At 42.2% G+C, this 5441-nt stretch carries 5 protein-coding genes and 1 pseudogene; 2 read left to right on the plus strand and 4 right to left on the minus strand.

What is annotated here, in order from left to right:
* The 4 genes and pseudogenes from HMPREF9018_RS08825 to HMPREF9018_RS08840 form a co-directional block, all read right to left on the minus strand.
* Positions 1–300, minus strand: a pseudogene (locus tag HMPREF9018_RS08825) (hypothetical protein); the annotation flags it as partial.
* Between the two features lie 27 nt (positions 301–327).
* Entirely contained in the window at positions 328–1149 is an 822-nt protein-coding gene (locus tag HMPREF9018_RS08830) for a hypothetical protein (protein ID WP_039864774.1), read from the minus strand.
* On the minus strand, positions 1083–2543 hold the full coding sequence (locus tag HMPREF9018_RS08835; RefSeq protein ID WP_008450665.1) for a hypothetical protein: 1461 nt from the start codon (positions 2541–2543) through the stop codon (positions 1083–1085). Before HMPREF9018_RS08835 ends, HMPREF9018_RS08830 begins: the two co-directional genes overlap by 67 nt.
* Before the next feature lie 110 nt (positions 2544–2653).
* A complete protein-coding gene (locus tag HMPREF9018_RS08840; protein ID WP_008450669.1) occupies positions 2654–2962 on the minus strand; it encodes a hypothetical protein in 309 nt (102 codons plus the stop codon).
* A 728-nt stretch (positions 2963–3690) separates the two neighbouring features.
* Here HMPREF9018_RS08840 and ltrA point away from each other — a divergent pair.
* Together ltrA and HMPREF9018_RS08850 are read left to right on the plus strand one after the other, a co-directional pair.
* Positions 3691–5097, plus strand: a complete 1407-nt coding sequence (gene ltrA / locus HMPREF9018_RS08845) for a group II intron reverse transcriptase/maturase (RefSeq protein WP_008450663.1) — start codon at positions 3691–3693, stop codon at positions 5095–5097.
* A 74-nt stretch (positions 5098–5171) separates the two neighbouring features.
* Positions 5172–5441, plus strand: a 270-nt coding sequence (locus HMPREF9018_RS08850) for a DUF4372 domain-containing protein (protein WP_232724671.1), incomplete at its 3' end; no start/stop codon positions are given.

Consider the following 5441-nt stretch of genomic DNA (forward strand, 5'->3'; position numbering starts at 1 on the left):
AATGGTCAATGAGCCGTCAGAACCTACAACGTATGATGCGTCCGAATTGGAAGCGGTGTAGACTTTGTTGTTAATGGTGTATTGGAAGTTGGAACAAGCTGTGATAAGATTGTTAGCGTTGCCTGTTTCGTAAACTTTGGGCATTACCTTGTTATTAGTACTTGCAAAGTCGGGTGTAAAAACCTTTGTGTCGGGATTGTAAATTTGTGTGTCGCCTAAGCTGGAGTCTAAGTAGGCGTGTACCTGCTTAGCATCGTTGAGGTCAATAATGGTGATTTGATTTCTTGCTACTGTTGTCATGATTTTACGTTATTTTTTGTTAAACATTTATTTTTCTACTATGCAATCGAAGACGGCACGTTTCCATACGTCTTCGGCGTTAATGATTATCGTCTTGCCTACGGCTGTGTGGCGTGCGTTCCAATTTTTATCATATTCGGCGTTACCGCTGGAGCGTGTCCATGAAAAGGCGGTAGAGGGATAGGTGTCTGTGATGTCTATGCCCTCTTGAGTTAGTACAGCTGTGAGGGTTACATTGCCCTGCCCATTGCGTATGATATTGCCACGATCTGTGAGAATAGTGAGCAGTACAGGGCTTTCGCCTTTGTCTACCTGTAGTTGCCAGTCGGTGCTATGCTCTGTGGGTTCTGATGTTACCGCCTTGCCTTCGGGCGCAATACATAACCACTGCCTGCCGCTGTGCGAAACGCTATTATAATAGTAATACGCCTTATCCTGCTGCCACTCGCCTAAGTGTAGCTCCATAGGTATGAGTTTGCCGTCATAGTTCATCACCTTATATAGCTTCGTGGAAAATATCACTTGCTTGGGTGATATGATTGCTGTGCGTCTATTGGTGAGCGAGTAGGAATTAATGCTGTCGTACCATATAATAGCTGGTGCTTCATTGCCATTGATAATGACGTAAATAAGAGCTTGGCGGTCGGAGACGGTGCGATTGCCAAATTGTACAAGTGTGTCTTCGGCTTGTGGTGCATCGCTATTCTCCTCGCAATCGGTTTTGGATAGATCGATATAGTTATCGCCTACGGCTGTTACTAATCGCCAATAGGTACGATTGGCTACACCTGTGTATCTGCCAGCTTTAATATTAAAAAGTTGGTTCGTGCTTGATCGCCCACTTGCCATAGATTGGTAGTAGCGGTTGTGCCGTCGTCCATATAAAAGTAGCAGCGGTAAGCGTTGGTGAGCTCCTCTACGCGCATAATCTTTGAACCGCAAGAGGAGAATACCATGTTACCACCTACATAGGATAGCTTGCGTTTTTCTAACTCATTAAATACCGACTTACCCCATACCACTATGTCGGTAATGGATAGCTGGTACTTGCCGTCTTTGCGCTTTGTAATGCCGAAGCCTGTTTCGGTGGTTTTATCGAAGTCGAAAGATTGCAGAGTTTTGAGCATTACATCGAGTAGCTTTGCCTGTCCGTCTGCGTCTATGCCCTTATCACCGTTGAAGGCTATACCTTTCAAGAATGTTATCAGCTCCGCTGCTGTGTCCGGGATATTCTTGCGCAAAAGGTTTTTATTAGTATAGTTTTGTAATATTTCCATTACTTGTTCTACATCTAATGTTCTTAAGCGGCGTTTTGTGAATTGTACTAACTCTTTGTGCTGCTCCTGTGTTAATACTTCTGAATACTGCAACCCTTGTATAGCTGCCGATATTCCTCCTTTGGGTGGAGTATTTGTTAGCTGCACTTCAGGGCTGTAGGGGTTGTTTATATTATCTTTAATACATGTTATTCGTATCTTAAGCCCCTCTTTCTCTATGTTTTTATCTGTAAATAGTACATATCCACCGATGCATAGTTTTTCTTTTATCTCGTCCCATTTCTTTTTAGCAAAGATATCGTCGAGTGTTCCATTAAAAGTATAATTTTGTTTTTCTCTTTCGTAAAGAAACTTTATAGCTTTACGCATCATTTCCCACTCCGCTCCCTGCTTTGTCTTAGGCTCGTTGATATAAGCATCAGGTAAGGCACATTTATACACTATATACGTATCTGTAGCCACAGGCTTGAAGGCTTCATCGGGCATAGTTATACCGTCTATCTCTTGCGGTACTATTTCAAACCTTCTGCCTTGTTTGTTCTCTTTAGGCTCATGATAGTATTTTATTTCAAATTCCTTGCCTGCAAGCATACCAGACTGAAAGATAACGGTTATCCTTTCGCCTGCTATACGATAATCCTCATAGTTTAAGTCTTGTGGTATAGAGGTATCTATGAAATCGTAAAAGTGCTTATTTTCGTTTACACAAACAACTTCATCTATCCTGCCAATGCGTTTTGGATAAATCTCGGAACAGTCGAGGCTTTCTTCTGCTGTATACGTGCTTTCTTTTGAGGTAACACAATAACCTTTATTATCGGTTATATATGCTTTTGCAGAATCTTTATTAAATCCTTTCTCGTCCTCAAAGTGTAAGCCATCGTAAAGTATTTGTGCGTTTATAGGTAGATGTAAAAGTGAGGCTTTATATTTGCTCCTGTCTATATTCTTGTCGCCCCCTTGCACATATACTCGCTTGATAGGTGGCAGCTCTGCTTGTGGTGATCGTGCGATGTTAGGCTTTAATCCCTTTCCCTCTCCATATTGTAAGGGTAGGGGTGCATCAGCGTTATATTCTACCTTATGTAAGGAAACTTTTTCCCATTAATTTCAAACTCGGTATTAAACGCCTTTGCCATTTGCTGTAACGCAGATAGACAAGAAGCATGGTTGTATGATATACATTTTTCTACATCTTGAATGCATTTTCCTATTTCCCAGCCATCGTCTCTTAGGTTCATGTTATCTATGAACATTTGCAGATGCTCTCTTGGTGTTGCTGTGAGTGAGAATTTTAGTCTGCCGTCTGTAAGGTTTTGTTCGTTTTCCGCTTTATACATACACCTAAACCTCCATAGCTTTGCTTTAGCTTGTTCGCTCTCCATGGTTATAGTGTATTCAAAAAGGCGGCTATGCTTTATTTTCAAAGATTCTGAAGATATAAGCGAGTAGCGTTCTCCTTGATAATCTACATACGTATCTATAGGTATCTATATGTGTGTTGACAACGAGAAGTAGAGGGTAAGGCGGTGTTCTCCCATAAGCTCTCTTTGCCTGTAGGAATTATCGTCTACCGAGATAGATAGTATTTCTTTATTTTCCTTATTAAAAAATATTGCTGTCCGGTAAAACTTTTTCAAACAAAATAAATTAGGGCTGACACTTTTCACGAAGTGTCAGTCCTTTTGATTGTACGCTCGGCATGAGCATTTTCTAACGGGTGGAAGTCCCGAGTAATCCCTAATAGCAGGAATTACATAGCCAAGAGCAAGGGTGTTCATCGTGAGGTGAAATCTGGAGGAAGCTGTCGGCAAACATCTGACCTAACGAACAGAAACTTCATACAAGGCATATAACCATGGGCAAGGTTGCACTACAAACCAAAGCCCGATAGCTATTCGGAATGGTTGGTGTAAATGAAGTAGGTATAAGATGGAAAGATAATGTTCTTATCCGAGGAGGTCTCACGGACGTTTCAAATAGTTTTTTTACGAAAGAAGCGGAGTAAAGCTTGCCGTGAGAAGTCAGCAGACGCCATAGTAGTGGAGTACTCGATAACGCTCCATGAAGGGCTGAACCTATATATTAAGCGATAGTAATTGAAACATACCTTATGAAGGAAAGAATGCAGAAAACATTATCCCAAGTTAATGGCTGTCCCCAAAGAGATAGGTCGGAAACCGAATGGTATGGGGGAGTGCAGACCTTCATGTGGATGTGTGAAGACAACATCGTGGAAGTACCATTTGACAAGGAACACCTTCTTGAGCAAATCCTTAGCCCTGTAAATCTCAACCGAGCCTACAAGGCTGTTATGAGAAACAAGGGATGTGGTGGTATTGACAAGATGTGGTGTGAGCAGCTGCTCCCATGGCTCTTAACCAATAAGGATGTGCTCATCTGTTCCTTGATTGACGGTTCTTATCGTCCGAACCCAGTCAAGAGGGTAGAGATACCCAAAGACAACGGCAAGATGCGCCTTTTGGGCATACCTACAGTAGTAGACCGTTTGGTGCAACAAGCCATTAACCAAGTACTGACTCCTATTTATGAGAACCAATTCTCCGAGACAAGCTACGGCTTCCGTCCGAGAAGAGGCTGCCATGACGCACTTCGTGGAGCGCAGAGGATAATCAACGAAGGCTACATTTATGTAGTTGACCTTGACCTCGAACGTTTCTTCGACACTGTGAGCCATAGTAAACTCATAGAAATTCTCAGCCGTACGATAAAAGAAGGCAGAGTGGTCAGTCTTATACACAAGTATCTTCGAAGCGGTGTAATGAACAAAGGATTGTTTGAAGCGAGCGAAGAAGGAACTCCCCAAGGAGGACCGCTAAGTCCGTTGTTGAGTAACATCATGCTCAACGAATTGGACAAAGAACTCGAACGCAGAGGGCTTCCCTTTGTACGCTATGCCGATGACTCGATGATATTCTGTAAGTCCAAAAGGGCTGCAATGCGAGTGAAGGAGTCTATAACCCGATTTATAGAGAATACTCTATATTTCAAAGTCAACAAGGAAAAGACCGTAGTGTCGTATGTGCGAGGAATGAAATACCTCGGCTACTCCTTTTATGTGATGAAAGGTAAATGCCAACTCACGGTGCATTCTAAGTCCAAAGCCAAGATGAAGTCAAAGCTAAAAGAATTGACAAGTCGCAGTAATGGATGGGGATACGCCAAGAGAAAGCAAAAACTGAAAGAATACATACAAGGTTGGGTCGGTTATTATCACCTTGCCAATATGAAACGTTTCTTGCTTGAAACAGACGAATGGTTAAGACGTAGAATACGCATGTGTATATGGAAGGCTTGGAAGAAAGTCAGGACAAAAGTGGTAAACCTCATTAGATGTGGTATCAATCAATACAAAGCATACGAATGGGGTAATACTCGCAAGGGTTATTGGCGAATAGCTGATAGTCCTATATTAACAAGGGCGATAGATAACAATAGACTACGCTCAGCTGGGTATGCAACTTTAATGGGGTCGTATCTCGAATGGCACCCAAAATAGGAACCGCCGTATGCGGAACCGCATGTACGGTGGTGTGAGAGGTCGGTGAACACGAAAGTAGGAAATAAACACCTATGATTAGTGTTTACCTCCTACTCGATTATCTTTGTTTTGCTAAAAAATATATAACCATGAGCAAAGATAGTCATTTTACCGGACAGCCGGTCTATAGTCAAGTATTAAAGTTACTCGACAAAGAGAAAATTCTTCAAATAAGCCACGAAACGAAAGGAAGCGAGGCTTACGTGAAGCGTTTTGACGGCTACCAACATCTCGTCGTAATGCTGTTCGGCATACTCAAACACTTTGATTCTCTGCGCGAACTTGAGATAGGCATGAAGACA

It is taken from the genome of Prevotella amnii CRIS 21A-A (assembly GCF_000177355.1).
Lineage (GTDB): Bacteria > Bacteroidota > Bacteroidia > Bacteroidales > Bacteroidaceae > Prevotella > Prevotella amnii.